The organism is Longimicrobium sp. (assembly GCF_035474595.1).
GTDB lineage: Bacteria > Gemmatimonadota > Gemmatimonadetes > Longimicrobiales > Longimicrobiaceae > Longimicrobium.
Map to the genome: position 1 here is coordinate 1 of NZ_DATIND010000136.1, position 21,380 is coordinate 21,380.

17 protein-coding genes are annotated in these 21,380 nt (G+C 73.4%); 3 read left to right on the top strand and 14 right to left on the bottom strand.

All coding sequences use genetic code 11. From position 1 onward, the window contains the following. Positions 1 to 296: 296 nt before the first annotated feature. The 6 genes from VLK66_RS23240 to VLK66_RS23265 all read right to left on the bottom strand — a co-directional run bounded on the left by VLK66_RS23240 (position 297) and on the right by VLK66_RS23265 (position 7,945). Positions 297 to 3,545, bottom strand: coding sequence for a type 2 lanthipeptide synthetase LanM family protein (locus VLK66_RS23240; protein WP_325311881.1), 3,249 nt, complete (start codon positions 3,543 to 3,545; stop codon positions 297 to 299). 71 nt (positions 3,546 to 3,616) lie between these two features. Then, positions 3,617 to 3,832: a hypothetical protein gene (locus VLK66_RS23245; RefSeq protein ID WP_325311882.1), complete on the bottom strand. Its 216-nt coding sequence runs from the start codon at positions 3,830 to 3,832 to the stop codon at positions 3,617 to 3,619. A gap of 183 nt (positions 3,833 to 4,015) precedes the next feature. Beyond that, positions 4,016 to 4,231, bottom strand: coding sequence for a hypothetical protein (locus tag VLK66_RS23250; RefSeq protein WP_325311883.1), 216 nt, complete (start codon positions 4,229 to 4,231; stop codon positions 4,016 to 4,018). 68 nt (positions 4,232 to 4,299) lie between these two features. Next, positions 4,300 to 5,046 (bottom strand): TfuA-like protein, encoded by a 747-nt coding sequence (locus VLK66_RS23255; RefSeq protein WP_325311884.1) that lies wholly within the window; start codon positions 5,044 to 5,046, stop codon positions 4,300 to 4,302. Then, positions 5,012 to 6,244 carry a YcaO-like family protein gene (locus VLK66_RS23260; protein ID WP_325311885.1) on the bottom strand — a complete coding sequence of 411 codons (1,233 nt, stop codon included), beginning with the start codon at positions 6,242 to 6,244 and terminating at the stop codon, positions 5,012 to 5,014. Before VLK66_RS23260 ends, VLK66_RS23255 begins: the two co-directional genes overlap by 35 nt. A gap of 459 nt (positions 6,245 to 6,703) precedes the next feature. Then, positions 6,704 to 7,945 (bottom strand): YcaO-like family protein, encoded by a 1,242-nt coding sequence (locus VLK66_RS23265; RefSeq protein WP_325311886.1) that lies wholly within the window; start codon positions 7,943 to 7,945, stop codon positions 6,704 to 6,706. A gap of 260 nt (positions 7,946 to 8,205) precedes the next feature. Between VLK66_RS23265 and VLK66_RS23270 the strand changes: the two genes are divergently transcribed. Further along, positions 8,206 to 8,478: a MoaD/ThiS family protein gene (locus VLK66_RS23270; protein WP_325311887.1), complete on the top strand. Its 273-nt coding sequence runs from the start codon at positions 8,206 to 8,208 to the stop codon at positions 8,476 to 8,478. 40 nt (positions 8,479 to 8,518) lie between these two features. Here VLK66_RS23270 and VLK66_RS23275 read toward each other — a convergent pair whose 3' ends face one another. The 8 genes from VLK66_RS23275 to VLK66_RS23310 all read right to left on the bottom strand — a co-directional run bounded on the left by VLK66_RS23275 (position 8,519) and on the right by VLK66_RS23310 (position 19,793). Beyond that, the gene (locus tag VLK66_RS23275) at positions 8,519 to 10,528 is read right to left on the bottom strand and encodes an FtsX-like permease family protein (protein ID WP_325311888.1); all 2,010 of its coding nucleotides are present in this window, start codon (positions 10,526 to 10,528) and stop codon (positions 8,519 to 8,521) included. A gap of 371 nt (positions 10,529 to 10,899) precedes the next feature. Then, a complete protein-coding gene (locus VLK66_RS23280) occupies positions 10,900 to 11,199 on the bottom strand; it encodes a hypothetical protein (RefSeq protein WP_325311889.1) in 300 nt (99 codons plus the stop codon). A gap of 21 nt (positions 11,200 to 11,220) precedes the next feature. Next, on the bottom strand, positions 11,221 to 13,020 hold the full coding sequence (locus VLK66_RS23285) for a protein kinase domain-containing protein (protein ID WP_325311890.1): 1,800 nt from the start codon (positions 13,018 to 13,020) through the stop codon (positions 11,221 to 11,223). 335 nt (positions 13,021 to 13,355) lie between these two features. Beyond that, complete coding sequence (locus tag VLK66_RS23290; protein WP_325311891.1) at positions 13,356 to 14,513, bottom strand: hypothetical protein; 1,158 nt, start codon at positions 14,511 to 14,513, stop codon at positions 13,356 to 13,358. Further along, entirely contained in the window at positions 14,510 to 15,700 is a 1,191-nt protein-coding gene (locus VLK66_RS23295) for a PP2C family protein-serine/threonine phosphatase (RefSeq protein WP_325311892.1), read from the bottom strand. Before VLK66_RS23295 ends, VLK66_RS23290 begins: the two co-directional genes overlap by 4 nt. After that, a complete protein-coding gene (locus VLK66_RS23300; protein WP_325311893.1) occupies positions 15,697 to 17,346 on the bottom strand; it encodes an FtsW/RodA/SpoVE family cell cycle protein in 1,650 nt (549 codons plus the stop codon). Before VLK66_RS23300 ends, VLK66_RS23295 begins: the two co-directional genes overlap by 4 nt. Then, positions 17,346 to 19,028: a penicillin-binding transpeptidase domain-containing protein gene (locus VLK66_RS23305; protein ID WP_325311894.1), complete on the bottom strand. Its 1,683-nt coding sequence runs from the start codon at positions 19,026 to 19,028 to the stop codon at positions 17,346 to 17,348. Before VLK66_RS23305 ends, VLK66_RS23300 begins: the two co-directional genes overlap by 1 nt. A 3-nt stretch (positions 19,029 to 19,031) precedes the next feature. Beyond that, complete coding sequence (locus tag VLK66_RS23310; protein WP_325311895.1) at positions 19,032 to 19,793, bottom strand: FHA domain-containing protein; 762 nt, start codon at positions 19,791 to 19,793, stop codon at positions 19,032 to 19,034. A 208-nt stretch (positions 19,794 to 20,001) separates the two neighbouring features. Between VLK66_RS23310 and VLK66_RS23315 the strand changes: the two genes are divergently transcribed. Both VLK66_RS23315 and VLK66_RS23320 read left to right on the top strand, forming a co-directional pair. Next, on the top strand, positions 20,002 to 20,517 hold the full coding sequence (locus VLK66_RS23315) for a DUF6232 family protein (RefSeq protein WP_325311896.1): 516 nt from the start codon (positions 20,002 to 20,004) through the stop codon (positions 20,515 to 20,517). A 121-nt stretch (positions 20,518 to 20,638) separates the two neighbouring features. Further along, positions 20,639 to 21,046, top strand: coding sequence for a hypothetical protein (locus VLK66_RS23320; RefSeq protein ID WP_325311897.1), 408 nt, complete (start codon positions 20,639 to 20,641; stop codon positions 21,044 to 21,046). Positions 21,047 to 21,380 lie beyond the last annotated feature (334 nt).

The following is a 21,380-nucleotide window of genomic DNA, read 5'->3' on the forward strand; positions in this document are numbered from 1 at the left end:
CAGCGAACGTGCGGCACCGGCTATAGATCCTTCGGCCTGCAAATACCTGTGCAGATTCAGCTTGCACTGTGGCCGGCCTCAGGATGACGTCTCCCTAGTCTTGAGCGGAAATGCACAGGTAATCTCCAGATACGGTATGACCCCGCCGGTCGCTTCGGCCGATGGGACAGCAAGGGCCTCCTCCGGTTCGCCGGGGGAGGCCCTTTCGATGGGAACACCGTCGCGATGAGTTCTCTGCGTCCTCCGCGGCCTTCCGCGTGAGCCCGTTCCGCTTCAGGACGGCGGGAAGATGGAGATCACTTCCCCGCCGGGACGGGCTTCGGCTCCTCGAGGTAGAGGACGGAGGGAACCAGGTCGGGGCGCGCCAGGCGCAGCAGCCCGTAGCCGATCCCCGCCGTGCCCATGAACATGCCGCAGACCCCCAGGTTGCGCCCGGGGACGCCGGTCTGCCAGTGGCCACGGGCGTGCGCGTCGTTCCACACCGCCGACGCCCTGCGCCGTACGCGCTCCGCCCACTCCGCATTTCCCGTCACCTCGGCGGCCACGGCGCAGCAGTCCAGGTTCCCCAGCGTGCCGTGGCACAGGCAGTCGCTGCTGTCCTCGGCGGCCAGGGTCAGGTCCACCGCGCGGGCGGCGTCGCGCACCAGGGCGGGGTCGGCCAGGTGCTTCCAGGTGAGGGCGCGCGCCAGGCCGATCCCCGACACGCCGTGGCACCACTGCGCCGCCGTGCCCGGCTCGCCCGGCACGTTGCGCAGGTCGTACCACTCCTCGCGGTCGCCCGAGAACAGGGTGCGGTCAAAGAGCAGCGCCCGCCGCGCGGCGTCGGCGTAGCGCTCGTCGCCGCTGGCCGCGGCCAGGTCCGCCAGCACCCAGGCGATCCCCGAGGCGCCGTGCGAGAAGCCGCCCAGCGGCACCGGGTACGGGTCGGCTGCCCACCCGATCCCCGGGCCGGCCGGAACCGCATGGCGCAGCAGCAGGTCGCCGTAGGCGCGCGCCAGCGCCAGCGCGCGCGGCTCGCCGGTGACCCGCCACGCCACCACCAGCTGCCGCACCACCCCCGCAGCGCCGTTCAGGAAGTCGAAGCGCGGGCGCTTTCCCAGCCCCGCCTCTCCCCAGGCCAGCGACGCGTCCAGGAGCAGGTCGGCGCCCTCCACCGTGCCGAAGCGCTGCGCCTGCAGCCCCAGGTACAGCGAGGCGAAGGGGAAGACAAAGCTGGACGGCGAGTACATCACCCAGTCGTCCAGGCGCGCGCGGTTGTCCAGCACCTGGCGCGCGGCCTCGAAGCAGGAGTAGCGCAGGATCTTGGCGCTGGCGCCGCCGTAGCGCGCGTTCCCGGTGAGCTGCTCCAGCATCAGGAAGAGGAGCGCGATCCCCGGCCCGCCGTCGTATAGCCCGGCGTCGAGCGAGGTCTGGTCCCACTGCCCGGCGCGGTTCATCCCCAGCCCGATCCAGGTGAGCGTCTTCTCGTCCTCGATGGCCAGCGACAGGATCTGGTCGGCGATGCCGCACGCCTCGGCCACCAGCCGCGGCGCATCGAGCGTCGAGGGATCACCGTCCTCTTCGCGCCCGGCGAGGGAGCGGGTGAAGGGGGTGCGCTCGGAGACGTGCGGCTTGCCGGTGATGGCGAAGGCGCAGGAAATGATCTCGGCCTGGCGCTCGCAGTCCTCCGGGCCCCAGCGCTCCAGCCGCCGGAGCGCGCCGTCCAGCGCCGACTCGGCCACGTAGCCGCGCTGCACCAGCGCGCCTTGGTCGTCGTGCAGGTCGCGCCCCGCCCCGCTCACCGTGAACAGCGGCACGTCGCCGCGCCAGAGCTGCGCGATCTCGGAGCCGATCACCTCGGGCGAATAGCGGGGGCAGCGCGACAGCCAGAGCCGGTCCAGGCACTCGCTGTGGCGCAGCGCGTCGCTCAGGTAGCGCGGGTGGCGTAGCTCCTGGAGAAGCACGGTGTAGTCCAGCGTGTTGCGCAGCACCAGCCGGCACTCGGCGCGCGCGAACGCCCGCAGCGGGCCGCCTTCGGCAAGCAGCTCGGCGCGGTGGCGGCCGACCACCGCGTAGGCCTGCCGGAAGCCGGCGAACAGGTCGTCCAGGAAGTCGTTCACCGGCATGGGCACGCCGCCCACGGTGGGGAGGTTGGCGTTGTCGCCCTGCACCAGGCGCTTGCCGCGGGCCTGTCCCAGCCGGTCGGAGCCGCGCCCGGTCCACTCCAGCGCGTCGATCGGCGCCGGCTGCCCGGCGGTCTCGGTGAGCGGCGACAGGTTCACCCCGTCTCGTCCGAAGTACACCCAGTTCCACGAGGGAAGCACCCCGGCGCGGAGCACCGACTCTTCCAGGTAGCGCCGCGCGGCAGACTCGAAGATGCGGCCGTTGTGTGCCGGCATCAGCGGCGCGTGCACGCACTCCAAGTCCACCAGCACCGGGTACTCGCCGCGGGCGCGGACGTTCTCGGAGAAGAAGTCGTATCCCCCCAGCAGGTACAGCAGCGCCACGTGCGCGCCGTGGCGCCGGTAGAAGCGCGCCACCGCCTGGAGCCCCGCGCAGTCTTCCTCGGCCACGAAAGGGAACCAGCCGTGGTGCTCGCGCGCCAGGATGGGCATCACGTACATGGCCGGCTCGAAGCCGCGCGCGTTCAGCCACGCGAGCAGCTCCTGGAAGGCCACGTCGGCGGCCACGGGGCGCGGCTTGTACACCACGCGCCCGCCCCCCGCCAGCCGCACGATGCGCACGGTGCGCCCGCCCCGGTGCCGGTCGCCGCGCGCGGGCGACAGGCTTTCCAGCGCCGCGGCGGGGTCGGCGCCCAGGAAGCCGCGGGCCGCCAGGTCGGCGTGGTCGTCTTCCCAGCGCTGCAGCAGCTCGCGGAAGGCGTCGGCGCGGCTGGCCACCAGCTCGTGCAGGTGGCGGGCGGCCATGGGGTACGCGGCCAGGTACTCGGCCAGCCACTCGCGCGAGCGCACGCAGCCGCGGCAGAACGAGGCGAAGCGCGCCTCCGGCGTCTCGCCGTCCAGGATCCCCCGCTCCGCGGCCACGCGCAGCTCGGTGACCAGGGTGGGAAGGAGAAAGTCGTGCAGCTCGGCCAGGATGAAGTTCACCTCCTGCGTCACCACCGCGCGCAGATCGGCGTAGCGCGCGGGGGTCAGCGGGCGGACGGAGCGAACCGCCGCCTCCACGCGCCCCTCCACGTAGCGCTCGATGGCGGGCGGAAGAGGGGGAAGGCCGTCGTCGTAACGGCGCGTCTGCTCCAGCGGGCCGCCGGCGCCCAGCCCCAGCAGCTCGCGCACCGTCTCGGCGGCCCGGCGCACGGCGGCGGGGGCGGGGTCGGCCGCGGGGGCGGCGGCGCGGGCGTAGAACTCGGCCTCGGAGATCCCCAGCGTGGCCAGCCGCTCTTCCCACAGCTCCACCTTGGCCAGCCGCCCGCGCCACCCGTCGAGCAGCGCGGCGGTCGCCTCGTCGGCCGGCGAGCCATCGGCGGCGGCCGTGGCGATGCGCTCGTGGAGGGTCAGCCCGCGCGCCGACAGCGTTTCCAGGACCGGAGCCAGTACGTCGTCCACGTTTCCTTCTCCCTGCAGGGCGGTGCCGTGTGCCCGCGGCCCGGAGGCCGGGCCGCGGGCGGGTGGGGCTGTTACGTGGGGGCCACGCAGCAGCAGACCTTGGTGCCGTCGCAGCAGAAGGCGCCGGTGGGCTGGTTGTACGAGCCCGTCATGGTGCTCGACGCCAGCGCGGCGTCGGTGCCGCCGATGGCCACGCGGAGCTCCTCCTCCGACAGCTGGATGATGGGATGCTCCTCGCCGCCGCCTCCCGGCGACGCCCCCCGCAGGAACTGGATGTGGTCGTTCATCTCCCCTCCTTCTCTGGCCCGCCGGCGGCGCCCGCCCGTGGGGGCGGAGACATTCGGGTGCGTGGCGCCGGCCGCGGTCCGGTTTCCGAGCGATGGTGCGTCTCCGCCGGTGACCTTTCCCCTGCCATCCGTGTCCCGCGGCCGCATCCCCCGCGGAACGGGGGCGCGCGCCGGGCCCCGGTGCTATCCGTTGTCGCCGCAGCAGCAGACCTTGGTGCCGTCGCAGCAGAAGGTGCCGGTGGGCTGGTTGTACGAGCCCGTCATGGTGCTCGACGCCAGCGCGGCGTCGGTGCCGCCGATCACCACGCGTAGCTCCTCCTCCGTCAGCTGGACGATGGGGTGCTCCTCGCCGCCGCCGCCGGCGGACGCGGAGCCGCGCAGGAACTGGATGGAATGCATGGGGCGCCTCTTCCGTTCAGGTGAACTCTCCGCCGCGCGCGGGGCACCGGCGGGTGACTGTGCATGGCTCAGGCGGGGAGACGCTCGCCGGTGTCGCCGGGGCCGTACGGCGCGGGGCGCGGGGTGGGCCGGTACCCGTCGTCGCGCCAGGCGCCGCGCTCCAGGAAGTCCGCCAGGTCGCGCGTCTTCACCCGCCAAGGGTCGAAGTCGTCCATCCGCCGGCGCGCCTCGCCGCCGGCCGCGGGGCCGCCGTGGCGCTCGACCAGCGCAAGGGTGAGCTCCAGCGTCCGGTCTCCGTACCACAGCGCCTTCAGCTCCGTGGCCACCCGCCCGGCGGCCGCGCCGTCCAGCGCGCCGGATTCCTCCAGGCCGCGCAGGAACCAGCGGATGTGCACCAGCGGCTCGCTGACCGGCAGGTACGGCGGGTCGGGGGCGTGCAGCAGCGCCACCTCGTCGTCCTGGAAGTCGTCCTCGCCCAGGAAGTGCTCGTACACGCGCCCGAAGCCGCGCATCCCCAGGTGGCGCATCTCCCAGGCGCGGATGGCCCCCATCGAGCCCACGCCCCACACGCGCCACCCGCCCTCCAGCGCGGCGCGCAGCTCGGCGTGGCCCACGGCCAGGCTCTGGTGGAAGTTGCCGTCCACCAGCACCACCGTTCCCGGCGCCCCGCCCAGGAGCGCGGCCACGTCGCCGCGGCGGGCCGGCGGGCGCAGCTCGAAGCCGGCCCGCGCGGGGAGCGCCGGGTCCAGCGGGGCGCAGGTGGGCCCGGCGAAAAGAACGCTAGGCGGCGGCGAGCCGGTTGCGGATGTGCTCATGCAGTCGCGGTCCCACTCGGCGCGAGGAACGGTCGAAGTACTCCATCCCCGGAACCACCACGCGCACCACCTGCAGCGGTTCGTCCGGGGGGGTGAAGGCCACGCGGCAGACGTGGCGGAGCCCCGCCGCCAGCACCCGCTCAAGGGTGTGGTCCAGCGCCTGGTCGATCGAGGCGACGGGCGGAGGCCGGGTCTCGGCCTCGGCGTAGTCCACCTCCGCGCCGCCGGCGTAGCGGGCGAACTCGGCGGCGGCGCCGCGGACGCGCTCCTTCATGGGCACCGCGGCCAGCTGCTCGTCCAGCTCCACCAGGTCGTCGCGGCCGCCGTGGATCCAGCTCATGCGGCTCTGGGCGGCCTCGGAGATGGCGCGCAGCAGGGCGATCTCGGCGAAGAGGTGGCAGCCGTAGCCGCCGTTGATGGCCAGCGAGCCGCGGGCGAAGCGGTCCCATATCAGCGCCTCGAAGCAGGGCGTGCCGAAGCCGTCGGGCTGCCAGCGGACGCAGATCTCCAGCCCCGCGGCCTCCACCCGCCGCACCTGCTCCCGCGCGGGCGGCGGCAGCGACTCGGTGCGCACGCGGCGCGAGGTGTCGCGGATGGCCTGGAACGAGCGCACATCGCGCTCGATCACCTCCAGCAGCCCGTGCAGGGTGGCCTCGGCCACGCTGTTCCCCGAGGCCAGGCCGTTGGAGTGCGAGCCGAAGCTCCCCGTTCCCGGCGCGTCCACCAGCGGGGCCACGTAGGGAAGCAGCACCAGCTCGGCGGGAACGCGCGCGGGCGCATCGGTGACCAGGTCGTGCGTCTCGACCACCGCCAGCGGGGCGTCCAGGTCGAAGCCCTGCTGCAGCCTGGGGCAGAAGTCCAGGATGGCCGAGGGGCGGCGGTGGCCGTCCAGCACGTCGCGGGCGGTGGCCAGCTCCGGCCGCACCTCCGACGCTCCCGGCTCGGCCAGCGCGAACTCGATGGCCTCCATGTACGCGCCCACCTGCGCGTCCACCGGCCGCACCCCTTTGCCCGAGTTCACGCACAGCGTTCCCGGCGCGGCGCCGGGGCGCACGCTGGTGAACACCGGGATGCCGATGCGGTCCAGCCGGGTGGCGTCGGTCACGCGCGAGACGCCCAGCCGCTCCGCCATGGCGCGGGCGTGCACGAGCGTCGCTTCGGGAGCGACGGCGCGGAGGCTGGAGCCCAGACGGATCATGCGGCAGCGCGTGGGGGTGCCGGTTGCGCGCGCGGAGCGCGGACGACGAGGAGCGGGAGAACGGGCCGGTGGAGCAACGCTAACGGAGCCGCACGGGAAGGGTCAACCCCCAACCGCACATCCAGCGGCCCCAAGCGAGTGCACACCGGGCGCATCCCACGCAGGGCGACAGGCTTCTCCGGAAAACGCTCCATCTCCGGCAAACCCCGCCATCTCCCCCCGGTTCCGCGGTGAGACATTCCGGGAGATTGGGCGGCGGCAGGGAATTACGGCAATCGGGAGATGGAGGGACGGCGGGGGGTGATGGAGAGCGATGCGTCGGCGGCTGTGCGTCCCCAGTCTTCCAGAGATCCCGGATGGAAACGGGTGATTGGACAAATTGGTGCAGAAAAGGTGCTCTGTGTACGCGGCGCGCTCCCCGCCGGCGACCGGGACGAAATGCACCGGGAGATGCGGATCTCAGGCCGGGGGTGTGGCCGCCGCGGTCCGGCGCTGGCGGATGAAGGCCTGCAGCCGCGGGCCCACGCGGTGCGACTCACGGTCCAGGTACTCCAGCCGGGGGACGATGACGCGCACCACCTGCAGCGGCTCGCCGGGGCGGCTGAGATTCACCAGGCAGACGTGGCGCACGCCCCGCTCCAGCAGGCGCTCCATCGCGGCGGCCAGCGCCTCGTCCACCGAGCTCGCGTCGCCCGCGAGCTCGGGAACGGCGTCGTAGTCCATCCGCTCGCCCTGCGACTGGTGCGCGCGGAACTGCTCGGACGCCTGCCGCGCCAGCGCGGTGCGCTGCTCGGCCACCTGCAGCGAGGGGGCCAGCAGGTCGTCGCGCCCGCCGTGGATCCAGCTCAGCCGGCTCTGCACCGCCTCGGTCACCGCGCGCAGCAGCGCGATCTCGCGGTGCAGGTGGCAGCCGTATCCCCCGTTCAGGTACAGCGGCGTGCGCGCGTACGGGTCCCACGTCACCGCCTCGAAGCAGGGGACGCCGAACTCGTTGGGAAGGACGCGCACCGAGATCCCCAGCCCCGCGGCGCGCACCTTCTCCAGCTGCTCGCGCGCCAGGTCCGGGAGCGTATCGTCCGGAATGATCATCGACCCGCCCCCCAGCGCGGCGAAGGAGCGGACGTCGCGCTCCACCACCTCGAGCAGCCCGTGCAGCAGCGCCTCGGCCTCGGTGTTCCCCGACGCCAGCCCGTTGGAGTGCGACCCGAAGTTGCCGGTGCCGGGGCGGTGCACGTAGGGAAGGAAGACCAGCTCGGCGGGAACCAGGGTGGTTCCGCCCCCCACCAGCTCGCGCGCGAGGGTGCACGCCAGCGGCGCCGAAAGATCGAACCCGCGGTTGGCGATGGGACAGAAGTCCAGCACCGCGTCGGAGCGGCGGTGGCCGTCCAGCACGTCGCGCGGGGTGGCCATCACTACCTCGGCGTCCGAGGCGCCGGGCTCGGCCAGGGCGAACTCGATGGCCTCCATGTACGCGCCCACCCGGGCGTCGATCGCGCGCACCCCCTTCCCCGCGTTCACGCACAGCGACCCCTCCACCGCGCCCGGCCGGACGCCGGCGAACACGGGGATGCCGACCGAATCGAGCCGGGTGATGTCGGTCACGCGCGAGATTCCCAGCCGCACGGCGGCCTCGCGGGCGTGCGCCAGCGTGGTCTCGGGCGGCACCGCGCGAAGGCTGGAGGGAAGCCGGTAGGTCGTCATGCAGCGCTGGGCTGGGGGGAGATTTCCGCGGCGCCGGGTCCGGACGCCTCCGGTCCATCGGGGCCGCGGGATGCATGCCGGAACCCCGCGGGTCCGGCGCGTGTTCCACCCGGGGAGGGGGCGGAGACGAAGGGAGATGGGTGGAGGCGGCGGCGCGGCGTGGTTATCTTCTCTTCCTCCCCCATCCGTAAACCGACGCTCTCCACGCGGACCGCAGGACGAGCGAAAGCGAAGACCATCCCGGCCAGGAGAAGAGCCCCATGCCTGTCATGCTGCAGCTGCCGCAGTCGCTCGCCGTGCTGGTGGGAACGCCCTCGCTGGAGGCCAGCGGCGGCACCGTGGGCGAGGTGATCGCTGACGTGTCGGAGCGCTACCCGGCGCTGGGGCAGCGGCTGCGCGACCCCGCCGGCCGGCCGTACTCGCATGTCCGCTTCTTCCTGAACGACGACGACGTCCGTGAGCGCGGCGGGCTGGCCGCGCCGGTCCGCGGCGGCGACGAGCTGGTGGTGGTGCCCGCCGTCGCCGGCGGCTGAGGGGAACCGCCGCTCCCCGCCCGTTCCGGTGGACGGGCCGCTACTCGCTCCGCAGCGCCACGCCGGGGTCCAGCGACGCCGCGCGGCGCGCGGGGCGGACGCTCGCGGCCACGGCCACGGCGGCCAGGACCGCGGCCAGCCCGCCGTACAGCGCGGGGTCCCACAGGTCCACCCCGAACAGCATCTCCTGGAGCAGCCGCGCCAGGCTGCCGACCGCGATGAGCCCCGCCCCGGCCCCGATGCAGGCCAGCTTCAGGCTCTGCCCCACCACCATCCGCACCACCTGCCGCGGCCGCGCCCCCAGCGCCATGCGGATGCCGATCTCGCGCGTGCGCCGCTCCACGTTGTAGACCATCACCCCGTACAGCCCCGACGCGGCCACGACCAGCACCACCGCCGCCAGCACGCCGAAGAGCTCCGCGAACCACTTCAGCGGCGCGCGGAAGCGGGCCAGGTACTCGTCCATGCTCATGGCCTCTCCCCAGCCGGCGCGCGGCTCCGCGCCCCGGACCGCCCGCTCCACCGCCGGCGCGATCGCGCGCGGATCCCCGTCCACCCGGACCACGAGCCCCGCCGCGGAAGGCGGGCGCTGCGGCGCGGCCACGTACGCCACCGGCGCCGGCTCCGGGCCCACGCCGATTCCGCCGCCGCGCACCTCGCCCACGATCCCCACCACGCGATACCAGTCGCCGCCGACGGAGTCCGGCGCCTCGGCCGCGCCCTGGCCGGCGGCGAACACCCCGCCGGAGCGGAAGGCCTGGTACAGCTCCACCCCGTGCCCACCCACCTGCACCAGCTTGCCCAGCGGCTCGCCGGCCGGGAACAGGCGGTAGGCGAAGGTGGTGTTGATCACCACCACGCGCGGCGCTCCGGCCCGGTCGCCGGGGCCGAACTCGCGCCCGCGGACGATGGGCACCCCCAGCGCGCGGAAGAAGCCGGGGCTCACCGCGTGGATCCGGGCCAAGCCGGTGCTCACAGGCTTGGAGAACCCGCCCTCGAAGCACTCCGGGCAGACCGAGACCACCTGGTCCGTGGTCCCCAACCCCACCCACGCGCCCGCCGTGGCCGCGCCCGCGGCGCGCACGCCGGGAACGGCGCCCACGCGCCACAGCAACTCGTCCCACGCGCGCGCGCGGCGCGGGGGCGTGTACCCGACGGGGAGGTCGATGCGGGCCGTCAGCGCCCCGCGGGGATCGTAGCCCAGCGCCCGGCCGTCGGGCGCACGGGTGAAGCTGTGGTACAGCACCCCGGCCAGCGAGAGCAGGACCAGCGATGCGCCGAGCTGGATCACCGCCAGCGCGTTGCGGAGCAGCACCTCGCCCTTCGTGGCCGTGGCGCGCCCGCCGCTGTCCAGATGGCGGCGCAGGTCCACCTTCCAGGCCAGCCGCACCGGCGACATCCACGCGCCCAGCGCCGCCCCCGCCAGCGCCACCGCCACCGCGCCCAGGATGCCGCCGTGCAGCAGCGGCCGGGCCCAGGGCGCGCGGTCCACCGGCCACGACGTGTTCAGCAGCCACGCCCCCAGCGCCGCGCCGGCCACGCCCAGCACGATCCCCGGCAGCACCAGGAGCGACGCCTCGCCCAGCAGCTGCGCGCCCAGCCGCCGCCGTGACGCGCCCAGCACGGCCCGCAGCGCCACCTCAGGCCGGCGCACGGCGGCGCGCGAAAGCAGGAGGGTGAGCACGTTCACCAGCGCGCTTCCCAGCAGCAGGAGCGTGAGCACCAGGACGATGGAAAGCAGCGTGCGGAAGGCCGCGTCCTGCACCCGGGAGACCAGCGTCGCCCCCGGCGTCCACGCGGTGAGCCACCCGGGAAGGCGCTCCGTTCCGTGCAACAGCGGGTCCAGGTAGGGCACTGTCCGCGCGCGCCCCGCCCGCACCGCGCCGAGCACCGGCGCCCCCGCGCCCACCGCCAGCGCCAGCGTCAGCAGCACCGAGAGCGCCAGCCCGGGCGATTTCGTCCACCCGGCCACCGCGTGCCGCGCCTCCCACCGGAAGCCGCTCGTCTCCGCGGGCGGGGAGTCCGGGTGCGGTGCGGGAGGCGGGGACATCTGCGATCGGGCCGGCGCGGCGTTCGGCATCCGGATGGGCTGGGGACGAGATAACGGGTGAGGCGAAACAACGTCCCCCGATTCACCCTGAAACGGCGGGAAACAGATTCGCAGGACGGCGCAAAGGAGGTCGTACCGGGCGCACGGACGCAAGTTTCACGCGGAGACAAAGAGGCGCGGAAGACGTCTCCGCGTCCTCCGCGCCTCCGCGCGATCGATCGGCTCGCTGGCTCCATACCGGATCGATCCACCTGAATCGTGAGTCAATTCAGGAAAGGATGGGGGATCACGCAGAGAAGCGGAGGAGCAGAGAGAGCATCCTCTGTTTCTCCGCTCCTCTGCGTGAAACCAATTTTCTTGCTGATCCGGAATCACTCCGCGTCCCAGGCGATCCGCGCGTAGCGGGTCCCGGCGAGGCGCTCGTTCACCGTGCGGCGGGCGGCGCGGCGGGCATCGGCTTCCGTCTCCGCGTCGATGGAAACGGTGGCGCGGAGGCGGTAGCGCACGGCGAACTCCTCCACGATGCGCGGCCCGGGGGCAGTGCGGGCCACCTCGAGGACGTCGACGCGGGCCTCGGGGCAGAGCCCCAGGATCTCCTTCTCCACCTGGTGCTCCGCGTCGGCGATGCCGTAGGCGGCCAGCTCCGCGCGCCCGCCGCCCTTCAGCGCCACCTCCCAACGCACGGGCGGCGCTCAGCGCGGCGGGCTGATGCGGACGGTGTCCGCGGGCGCGGAGGGCGGCGCCGGAGCGGGGGCCGCGGTGTCGGCCGGCTGCGCCGTCGTGGTGTCGACCGGGACCGGCGCGGGGCGCGGCGCCGTCAGCTCGGCGATCTTCTGCTCGGCGATGGCGCGGTCGCGCTGGTTCACGGTGATGTCGCGGAAGCGCGTGAACGCGATCACCGCGCCCATGGTGTCGCCCAGCGCCAGCCGCGCGTCGCCCAGGTGGCTGTACGCCAGGTCGTAGTTGCGGTCCAGGCGGATGGCGTCTTCCAGCAGGGTGGCGGCCTCGGCGGGCTGGCCCTGCTTGATCAGCGCGAACGCCAGGTGGTCCTTGTAGTCGGCGCGGGCGGGGTCCAGCTCCATCGCCTGCCGGAAGAGGTCCGCCGCCTGCGCGAACTGGCCCTGCTGCAGCAGCGTGCGCCCCTGCTGGTCCACCCGCGGCGCGTCGGCCACGGTCAGCGAGTCGCGGGTGGTGTCCTTCTGCGCGCTGTCCGGCAATCCGGCGAGCGGCCGGTCGTTGCGGTCCTCCGCGCCGCGCGTGGACATGGCGTACCAGATGGCCGCGCCCGCGGCGGCCAGCGCCAGCACCAGCAGCACCCAGACGATGGGCGGCGTTCCCGTGCGCGGCTCGGGCTGCACGCGCCGCCGCGGGGGCGGGATCGCGGGCCCGGTGCGCGGCGGCACGCCCATCGGCGCGGGGGTAAGCGGGCGCGACCCCGCCGCGGCGCCCGCCATCGCCGCGCCCGCGACCCCGGCGGCGCCTGCTCCCGGACGCGGGGCAACCATCGTCCCCTCGTCCCCCGCCAGCGCGGTGCGGTCGTCGTCCTCGTCGCTGGCGACGATCGGCCCGGCGACGGAGGGGACGGCGTTGGCGGCCGAGGTGCCCTCCAGCCGCCGCAGCGCCGCCTCCACCGCATCGGCGAAGGCGCCGGCGTTGGGGAATCGCGCGGCGGGGTCGTGCTCCAGCGCGCGCAGGATGACCGTCTCCACCTCGGCCGGTATGGCGGGGTTGCGCGAGCGGATGGAGGGCGCCGGCACCGGCATCCCCACCGACATGCGGTTGCGGTCGGCCTCGGTGTACGGCTTCTGCCCGGTCAGCAGCTGGTAGCCCACCGCACCGAGGGAGAAGACGTCGGCCGAGGGCGCCAGCGCGTCGTCGCCGCGCAGCTGCTCGGGGCTGGCGTAGGCGGGCGAGAGCGGGGCGCGGCCGTCGCGGGTGAGCGCGGTCTGCGTGTCTTCCTCGTCGATCACCTTGGCGATGCCGAAGTCCAGCACCCGCACCTGCACCTCGCCGGGGTCGCCGTCCTCCACCAGGAAGATGTTCCCCGGCTTCACGTCGCGGTGGATGAGGCCCTTGCGGTGGCCCACGTTCAGCCCGCGCGCGGCCTGCACCAGGATGCGCAGCGCCAGCGCCAGGGGCGGCGGGCCGGAGCGCTGCAGCTGCGTGGCCAGGTCGCGGCCGCGCAGCAGCTCCATGACGATGTAGTCCAGCGAGGTGTCGGGGTCGGTCCCGTAGTCGTACACGGGAACGACGTTGGGGTGATGCGGCAGGCCGGCGGCGGCGGCGGCCTCGCGGCGGAAGCGGGCGCGCATCCGCTCGCGGCTCTCCGCGTCGACCGTGACGGCGGTGATGACCTTCACGGCCACGGGGCGGCCCAGCCGCTCGTCGGTGGCCCGGTACACGGCCCCCATCCCGCCGCGCCCGATCACCTCTTCCACGCGGTAGCGCTCGCCCAGCACGCGCCCCCGGAGCAGCGATTCTATCCCCGCCATTGGCCTCTGGTCTCGTCTTGCTTCAAGGAAATCTCGTCGGGCGATCCGGTCCCGCGACCGACGGAACGGCATCGGCCGGGTGTGGGTGTGTCATCCACGAAGATCCGGCTCGGCCCGCGCGTACCCCTCCCACCGTGCGTTGGTCCGGCGCCCGTGGAGCCCTTCCCCCCCGTGGGGCCCTCCCCCCGCGGCTCAGGCCGCGTACCCCCTCCCGATAACGGGAGGGGGTAATTTCGATCGTGGCGCGCAGGCGTGGAGCACTACTCTCGAACTCATGCGCGTCGCGTGGCCCAATCCAGCATCGGTGAGCTTCGAGGAGCACCGCGCCTGGTTCGTCACCCGAACCGCGTCGCGTCGGGATCGACCTCCACCTCGGGCTGCGCATCTCCCCCGCCCTCGCCGTCCGCCTCGCCCTCGCGGGTGTCGACGATGCGGAGGACGGGGCCGTGCTCGCCGATGATCATCTCCGTGCCGGGCGGCACCCACTCGGTGTGGTCGGCCATCAGCTCGCCCAGGTCCAGCTCGCCCTTGCCGCGGTTGGCGCCGGGGACCTCGCGGCCGCCCACGTGCAGCGGGTTCAGCCCCACGTTGTACACGGTGAAGCCCAGGCGGTCCCCGCGCGGCGCCCAGACCAGCGCCAGCTGGCGGCGGCTCACGTGCGGCGCGTTGGTGATCGCCACGTCGCCGCGCAGCGCGGGGTTGTCGGTCTCGCGTCCCACGGTGGTCAGCGCGCCGGGGATGGGGAAGCGCTCCTGCTCCTCGCCCTCCTCGTTCTCCACCACCAGCGCGAACCGCTCCGCGTCGAAGCGTGGCGATCCCCCGTCGCCGGGGCCGACCGCGGAGACGACGTGCGGCGGCTCGATCCCGTCCAGCCGCGTCGCATCCGGATCGATCGCGGGCTCACTGACGCGCACTTCCCCCGTTCCCCGTCCACCATCCCCCGCGGCCGCGTGGATCACCGTCGCCTCCGCGGGCGCCGGGCGCGGCGCGATCACCGTCGCGTTCTCCGCCGCGGCGGAGGCGACGGCTGCGGCGGACGGGCCCGCGGGGATCGCCGGCGCGGCGAGCGGCTCGGCGGCGGCGGGCGTAGGCTCGGGCTGGCGGCGCGGAACCTGGAAGGGCTCCGGCTCCGGCTCGTCGCCGCGGCGCGAGGTGACGCGGAAGAGCGGGGCGCCGGGGTTGGGCGCGGCGCGCAGGCGGACCCGGTACGCGCGGTCGTACAGCGAGCCGTGGCGCATGCAGCTGTCCGTCAGCTCGCGCTCCAGCTCGCCGGCCACCGGCTGGATGGCCTCGGCCGCGTCGGGGCGGAGCGTGACCACCAGCGTGCTCTCCGGCAGCATCTTCACGTAGCGGTCGGGAATCGCGCGCTGGTTCTCGCGGTCCATCAGGTCGCCCAGCGCCAGCTTGATCTCGGGCACCGCCTCGCGCAGCAGCGTGTCCAGCAGCGGCTCGCCGTCCGCGCTCTCGGGGGTCCGCGGCAGGAGGTCGCTCATCGGCCGTTCGGGGTGCGGGGAGCGGGCGCGGGGGCGGCGGGCGGCGCGGCGGCCGCCTTCGCGCCGGAGTCGGTGGCGCTCACGGGAAGCCGCCCCGCGGTGTCGGGGGGCACCCGCTGCGCCAGCGAGTCGATGCGCGCCTGCAGCGCGGCGGTCTCGGCGCGGGCGGCCGTCGCGTCATCGCGCGCCTGCATCCCGGTGAAGAGGCCGTATCCGCCCAGCGCAAGCGCCAGCACGGCCAGCCCCGCGCCCAGGGCGCCGAGCGGCGAGCGTCGCGAGTTCACGTCGTCCGGTGGGTTGAAGGGTCCGCGCCGCGTCTCGGTCACCAGGCGCGTGTCTTCCGCCGCGCGGCGCGAGGGCGGCGCCGCCTGGGGCGCGGGGCCGGGGCTGGGCAGGGTGGCGTCGCCCGGGGCGGCCGCGCCGTCGTCCGCCAGCACGCGGACCACCACGGCGGTGTAGTTGTCGTCGGGCCCGCGCTCCTCGACCTTGCGCTCGATGGCCTCGCAGGCGGCGGCCGACGAGGACATCGCCATCGCCGCGCCCAGCTCGTCCAGGCGCATGGCCTTGGTCACGCCGTCGCTGTGCACCAAAAAGGTCCACCCGGCGCGGACGGGGATCCACGTCGTGTCGGCCTCGCCGCCGTGGCCCACCGCGCGCTGCAGGCGGTTGGCGCCGGGGCTGTCGGGGATCTCGTCCAGCGCGATCTCGCCCGCCTCCCAGCGCGCGAAGGCGGGGGTGTGGTCGCGCGTCTCCAGCCGCACCACGCCGTCGGGCGAGCGGGAGATGACGCGCACGTCGCCGACATTCGCGACGAGCCAGCCCACGCCGCCCGCGCGGTCCTGCGTGAGCGCCATCACCGTGAGCGCGGCGCCCATCCCCTCCAGCTTGGCGGGGTCGCCGCCGGCCGTCCGCGCCACCGCGTCGTCGGCCGAGCGGATGGCGTAGCGCGCCGCGTCGAGCGAGCGGATGGGGCCGGCTCCGGTCACCGCCTCGATGGCCGTCTCGGCCGCCACGCGCCCCGCGCGCTGCCCGCCCATCCCGTCGGCCACGGCCACCAGGCCCAGCTGCGGGAACCTGGTCACCGTGAAGGCGTCCTGGTTTTCCTGCCGCGGGCCCTGCGCGCTGGCCCCGGCCACGTCGAACACCAGCCCGTAGGCGCGCACCGGCCCGGGAGATTCCACGCTCATCGCACCCGGATCCCGTCTGCCTCGACCCGTTCCTCGGGCGGCGCCAGCACCTCGGCCATCCGCGTCTCCTCCGTCCTCCGGTGGCTGATTCCCGCGATGATGCCCACGCCGAAGGCGCTGGCCAGCAGCTTGGCCCCGCCGTGCGCCGCGAACGCCGCCGCCACGCCGGTGAGCGGGATCACCCGCATGTCGCCCAGCGCGGCCAGCCAGAACGGCACCGCGATCAGCATCGACAACCCCGTGACGATGCACCGCTCGTACGCGCCCCGCTCGCGCACCGCGGCGGTCAGCAGCTCGACGAGAAATACGGTGTACACGAGCACCAGCGCCACCCCTCCCGTCCATCCCCACTGCGCGGCGATGAGGGTGAAGAAGCCGTCGTCGGCCGCGTTGGGCGCCGTCTCGCCGTGCCCGCGCCCCGGCCCGTCGCCCAGCCACTCGCCCGCGAGGACGTTGGCGTCGAAGAGCTTGATCTGGTGCACCTTCCCCGCCCACTTCTCCTGGTCGGCGGGCGCCATCCCCGACAGGTCGCGGTAGGGATGGTAGGCCAGCGCCGCGCGGGTCTGCGAGCGGTCGTCGGTACGGAACACCAGCATCACCAGCGCCATCCACACCACCAGCAGCAGCGCCGCCCACCACCCCCGCCGCGTGCCCACCAGCAGCATGGCCGCGAAGCTGGTGGCCAGCACGATGCTGAGCCCCAGCTCGTGGATGATCAGGAAGGGCACGATCGGCAGCGCCCCGTACAGCACCAGGCTCCCCAGCCTTCTCGGCGACACGACGGAGCCGGGGCGCGCCAGGTTGTAGGCATCGTCCGCCAGCACCGCCGCCCACGTCGCCACCAGGAAGGGGAGGATCAATTCCCACGGCGTGGTCCCCGCCACCTTCCCCGTGGTCCGCGCGCTGGGCACCATCGCCAGCCCGAAGAAGACGAGCATGGCGGGGATGAACACCAGCAGCTTCCGGTCGCGGATCCACCGCAGCAGCCACGTCTGCCGCGCGATCACCAGGTAGCCCACGAGGACGAGGAGCGGGGCGATGAAGACCGGGAAGTAGGTGGCCGATTTGGCGAAGAAGCCGCGCGTCTCCTCGCCCACCGCCGTCTTGAACGGGTCGGGGAGCGGCGGCGGCGTGCCCTGGTACACCAGCTCCTTGCGCTCGGCGGAGTACACGCGGTCGATGGTCGACAGCCGCGAGCGCGTGGCCTTCAGGTCGTTGGCCTGCGACCGGGCGCCGCCGCGGGCCTGGTACGCGGGGTCGGTGAAGGCCTGGAACTGCGCGGGGCGCGAAAGGCAGAAGATGATGACCGGGAGGACCACGATCCCCCACGCGCCGCGGTAGTGCGCCTTGCGCAGCACCAGGATCACGATCCCCCACGCCACCAGCGCCAGCGCGTCGCGCAGCAGGATGCCGCCCGCGCCGGGGCTGGTGCCGTGCACCGGCCACACGCCCAGGATGATGGATGCGTGCGCCAGCGCGTAGAAGACCACGGCCAGCAGCAGCCCCCACCAGATGGGCGCGGGAAAGACGCGGCCGGAGGTCTCCGCGCCGGGAACGTTGTGCGCCTTCACGCGCACCGTCACGCCCAGCGGCCCGGCGGCCGACGAGCCGCGCGAGCGGCGGCGGAAGAGGTCGCGGAGCGCCATCACCGCCCTCCCCTGCGCCCGGCGCGGCCGGGGACGGTGGGTGCGAGCATCGAGTCCGACTCCTCCGTGGCCCGCACGCGGCCGGGCTGCGGCTGGGGGGCGGCGGGCGCGGTTCCCTGCCCCTGCGCCCTGGCGCGGGCCTGCAGCGCGGTCTGCTGCGCCATCCAGCGCGTCATCATCGCCGCGACCGGGGCGGCGGAGTGGCCGCCCTGCCCGCCGTTGCGGAGGTAGACCACGATGCTGTAGCGCGGCTGCCCGTCGGGGCCGAACATCAGCCCCGCGAACCAGCCGTCGGGGATGTGGCCGCGGGCCACGTCGGCCGTTCCCGTCTTCCCTCCCATGTTCCACCCCGTTCCCTGCAGGATGGGGATGGCGCGCACGCCGGTCCCCTTCTGCACCACCTCCAGCATGGCCTGCTGCAGCCGCGTGGCCGTCGACGGCTTCATGATCGGGCGCCCCTCGGGGAGCTCGGCCAGGCGGTCGTACTCCAGCGTCACGGGCAGCATCACCCCCCCGTTGCCGATGGCCGAGATGAAGCGGGAGATGGCGATGGGCGTCACGTCCACCGGCCCCTGCCCGATGGCGGTCTGCGCCCACTCGAAGGCGTCGTAGCGGCGCCCCTGCCTGAGCTTCACCCGGCTGGGCGGGGGCGACATGCGCTGCGCCCACGACGGGTTCCCGGTGTTCCAGAAGTCCAGCGCCCGGCGCGGGGGCACCGAGTCGTACACGGCGAAGCCCATCCGCTCCAGCCCGTCGATGTACGCCTCGGGGCCCAGCCGGCGCCGCAGCTCCATCGACATCATGATCGCCTCGGTGTTGCAGGAGACCACCAGCATCTCCCGCGGCGCCTCGAGGCTGGCGTACTCGTGGCTCTCGAAGTTGTGGATGGCCGGGCGCCGGTCCGAGACCTTGACCTCGCTGGGGCAGGGCATCCGCTCGTCGCGCTGCCCCGAATCCCACCAGAGGGCGCTCAGGGCGAGCTTGAACACCGAGCCGGGAGGGGCGTAGCGCTGGATGCCGAACGGCGCCTGGCTGGCCGTGCCGCTGGCCGCGTAGGCCACCAGCGCGCCGTTGTGCACGTCCTGCACGATGACGGTGCCGTTCAGCCCCGTGCCCTCGAGCAGGCGGTGGGCCTGCAGCGTGGCCGGGCCGCAGAGGGTGAGCCGCACGTCGGTCCCCCCCGGGTGCAGCTCGCCGCGCTCGGCGAACGACATGGGCGCGCGGAGCTGGCGGCCGTACAGGCGTTCCACGGTGTAGTCGCGCACCTCGGCGCTGTCGCCGCCGCCCACCAGGTTGGCGCCGGCCTCGCCCAGGGCGTACACGCGCTTCACCTCGCCCTCGCGCACGGCGTAGCGGGCCAGCGCGTTGGCGTCGTTGCCGTTGCAGTCCAGGATCCACCCGCGCACCTCGGCGCGGTTGGTCTCGGCCAGCCGCGGGTCGCCGAAGCGGGCGTAGCGGGCGCGCCCGGCCTCGATCTCGTCGCGGTCCCACAGCAGCCGCGCGTGGCCCACGGCGTAGACGATGGCCAGCAGCACCATCCCCAGCGAGATGCGCTGCGCCCACTGCTCGCGGCGCTCGCGGGTGGCGCCCACCAGCCAGCGGACGAGCCCCAGCACGGCGCCCACTCCGAACAGGATGTAGACGCCGCGCAGGGCGTAGTTGAGCAGGGTGTCGGCGACCACGGGCTAGTCGAACCGCGACAGGCGGAGCACGGTGTTGCCCATGCGGACGGTGTCGCCGGGGCGCATCTCCAGCTCCTGGTTGGGGGCGATGGGCTGCTCGTTCACGAAGGTGCGGTTCTTGGAATCCAGGTCGGTCACGAACAGCCGCCCGCCGCCGGAGCGGAAGCGCGCGTGCCGCCCCGACATGTAGCGGTCGCCCAGCGCGAACACCCCCGGCTCGGGCTTGCGGCCCACGGTGAGCTCGCCGTCCACGCGCACGGGGTCGCGCCAGACCTCGGAGCTGACGACCTCGAGCAGCGCGCCGCGTCCGCCGCCGCCCTGCTGCGGCGCGGCGAACGGGGCCTGCGGCTGCGCGAACGGCGCGGGCGCCGGTGCCGCTCGGGGCGGCTCGGGGACGAGCGCGCGCTCGCCGCCGGCGCGGGCGAAGAACTGGTCGGGCTGCGCCTGCGGCTCCTCGACCAGCCCCAGCGGCTTCACGAAGGCGAACTCGCGCTTGGTGTCGAGCAGCACGATCTCCACGCGGATCCCCGCGCGGGCGATGCCGTTGTCCTGCGCCCACTGCGCGGCGAAGCGGCGGAGATGGTCGGCTTCGTCGCGCGCGAATATCCCGGCGCTCATCCCCTCGGGGACCAGGTCGGTGGACACGTACACGCGCAGGTCCGGGGCGGTGCGCCGGTCGGCGTAGCGCCGCAGGGCCTCGCGGACGCCGTCCTCCAGCTGCTGGCGCAGCGTGGGGCGAAGCAGCTTGCGGAGCGAGTTGAACATCGGGTGGTTCGTTCGGGTCCGTGCCTGAGCCGCGCGGCAGGCTGCGCAATTTCAGGACCGGCGGGGGGCGCGGCAAGGAGAGCTATGCACCCGCTGCCGCTTGTGAGTCGCACGGAGGCTCCGGTCCTCCGAAGCACACAACGGGGAATCGTGCAGGTTGGTTCCATCCAACATCCATTCGCCGCGATTTCCTCTGAAGCATGAACCGATGAAAACCTGCCCGTTCTGCGCCGAAGACATCCAGGATGCCGCAATCAAGTGCCGTTACTGCGGGAGTGATCTGGCGGACGAGAGCGGATCGGCGCCCACGCTGCGAGGACCCGCGGCGAAGGTGGAAGCACCGGTTGTCTCCGAAAAGATCTACTACTCCCTGGGCGATACCACCGTCACGAGCACCCGCGCAATAATCGACGGCAAGACCTACGCGATGGCGAACATCACCTCGGTCATGATGGTTCAGAGTTCACCGGGATCCGGATGCGGGTGTGCGCTGCTGGCCGTGGGAGGTGTGCTTGCCATCGCGCTGGCGAGTGCCGAGACTGTGGCCGTCGGCATCATCGGCCTGGTATTCGCCGGTGTGGGCGCCGTGGTGATGTCGCAGAAATCGTATGTCGTGCAGATCGGAAGCGCGTCCGGGGAAAGCCAAGCTCTTCAAAGCCCCGACCGTGAGCACATCGAGCAGATCGTCGAAGCCGTAAATCAGGCGATCATCGATCGGCGATGATCGCCTGATTAGCCCTGCATCAAGTACCATCTCCTACGTCGATTTCGATGGGCGTCCCCTCACCATCTTCACCCTCCACGCCTTTCGGAACGCCGCTGCGGGGTGCCGGCACGACTTGTTGGTGCGCGTGGGGCAGCCGGAGTTCAGCAACGCGAACGCGGGTGCGTACGACCACGCCGCCGGCGTGGCCGAGCGAAAGCGGCAGGCGCTGATCCGGCTATACGAGGCGGAGGTGCTGGCGCGGATCTGCGGTGCCGGCCACGAGGTGAGTCTCGCGGGCGAGCTGCAGGCGTATCCGGCGGGGGACGAGCTGATGGACGGGGCCGGCGGAGGCGAGGTCGACATGTGGGTCGCGGAGACGCGGTTCGGCGCGCCGTGGGTGGTGATGGGCACAGCCGAGGATGAGGATGCCTTCTGGCGCGAGGTCGAGGCCGACGACGACCTCGCCTCGCTCGGCCCGGTCCGGCCGGCGGTGATGCGGCGGGCCTTCTTTCTCGCGGAGCGGAGCGATGGACCAAATTGTTGTTAGAGCGCAGTTCTTTGTCCCTGAACTGCACGTCTTGGAGGACACTCTCGACTTTGCGGGATCAGTGGAAGGTCGGGCAGTGACACTGCGGCTTCGAGAGATTGGTTCGGAGGAAAGGGAGAAGTATCCGGGACACACAATACTCGCGGAGATGCGACTGCGGCTACGAGTACCGCGTAATGCCCGACCCGTTCTAATACCGATTTCGAGGATCGGCTGTGCATTTCCTCAGCGAACGTGCGGCACCGGCTATAGATCCTTCGGCCTGCAAATACCTGTGCAGATTCAGCTTGCACTGTGGCCGGCCTCAGGATGACGTCTCCCTAGTCTTGAGCGG